Source organism: Endozoicomonas sp. ONNA1 (genome assembly GCF_024606325.1).
Taxonomy (GTDB): Bacteria; Pseudomonadota; Gammaproteobacteria; order Pseudomonadales; family Endozoicomonadaceae; genus Endozoicomonas_A.
This window is the reverse complement of sequence record NZ_JAHHPN010000504.1, coordinates 1-1,601: the sequence shown is the minus strand read 5'-3', so window position 1 is coordinate 1,601 and position 1,601 is coordinate 1. Positions and strand designations below refer to the sequence as shown.

At 49.2% G+C, this 1,601-nt stretch carries 2 protein-coding genes; both read right to left on the bottom strand.

Annotated features, from left to right (window positions below; all coding sequences use genetic code 11):
• The coding region (locus tag KDK19_RS11450; RefSeq protein ID WP_257291997.1) for a hypothetical protein at window positions 1–347 on the bottom strand (347 nt) is incomplete at its 3' end.
• A 219-nt stretch (window positions 348–566) separates the two neighbouring features.
• Window positions 567–1,601 (bottom strand): hypothetical protein (locus KDK19_RS11445; protein WP_257291996.1); only part of this gene is annotated, 1,035 nt, incomplete at its 5' end.

Below are 1,601 nucleotides of genomic sequence, written 5' to 3'. Positions count from 1 at the left end.
GGTATCCATGAATAAGGATTGGTGCTCAGAGAGGTGTCTTTGGTGGTCAGGATCAGTTCATAAGCCATCAGCAGATTCATAGCATGAAGCGATTGCCACGCCATCGATTCAATGAGGGTCGTTTTCACCCCGCAGCCGCGAGCCCTTTGTAGCTCATCATCAGGCTGCAAATCTGATCTGACATAGCGGTTTGTGTCGGCAATGATTGACGGACTGTCGGACAATCTGCGCCGCTCACGCTTCATAGAAAAGCTCTGGTTTGGAGAAGCTGTTTTCTGTGCAAACTCGACAATAAAACGTTTTGTCAGTGGTTCGGCCTGACAGATAACAGACAATGACAGTAGCAACCACAATGTTGCCGTAAGGAGTGAATACTGAATAATTCTATCCTTGCATTCTGGTTTACAGAGAGGAAGGATAGATCAAGAAAATAATTACGTTTTATACCGCCAGTCATTGCAACCTGTCTGGTCTCAACATGTAAAATCTTCGTCATGAAAATAAGCGGGCACCGGTCAGAGATCTCTACCTAAGAGTTGTCGTCTAAATTACCTCGGTAATCACACTTATTTCACTTTCTCCCTTTTCAATTTACCCTCTTCAGGGCTGGGTTCATTATCCTGATCCACACGAACAGACATGCGTTTTCGATGTCTTCTTTTGTGATCCACCAGAGCTTTAGCATTCTTGCAGATCTTCCGGCATCGTCGCTCCTGACCATCTTCCCCGACCACTGTCATGTCACAGAGTTGTTCTCTGGTGTGGGCGATTCTTTTATGATTCGACAGGGCGCGAGCATTCTGGCAGACCCTCCCGCATGGCTGATTCTTGCCATCCTCCCTGACCAGGTTAGCGTCACAGGTTTTTTGCCCGGAGTGAATTACGCTTCTGTGACTTGACAGAGACAGATCATTCTTGAAGACTCTCCCGCATGGTCGCAACTGGCCATTCTTCCCGACTAATGACAGGTGACAGGTTTTTTCCCCGGTGTGAGCGATTCTTTTGTGACTCGTCAGGGCGCCGACATTCTGGCAGACCCTCCCGCATGGCTGCTTCTTGCCACCCTCCCCGTCTACCTCAACGTCACAGGTTTTTTGCCCGGTGTGAAATTTCCTTTTGTGAGATGACATAGCCTGATCATTCTTGAAGGCTTTCCCGCATGGCCGCGACTGGCCATCCTTCCCGACTATTGCCAGGTTACAGGTTTTTTGCTTGCCGTGAAATTTGGCTTTGTGATCCGCCAGGGCTTTAGCACACTTGTAGACCTTCGCGCACGGCCGCTGCTGGCCATCATCCGCGACCACGATCACTCGACAGATTTGTTGCCCGGTGTGGACTCTTCTTTTGTGCCCCCTCAGGGCGGAAGCATTCTTGCAGACCTTTCCGCATGACCGTTGCTGACCATCCTCCTCGACCACGGTTACGTCACAGGTTTGTTGTTCAGAATGGTATCCGATCTTGTGATTCCACACGGCTTGAGCATTCTTGCAGACCATTCCGCATGGCCGTTGCTGACCATCCTCCCCAATCACTATCCATTCACAGGTTTTTTGTCCAGAATGGTATGCGTTTTTGTGAGTCAATAGAGATTTAGCATTCTT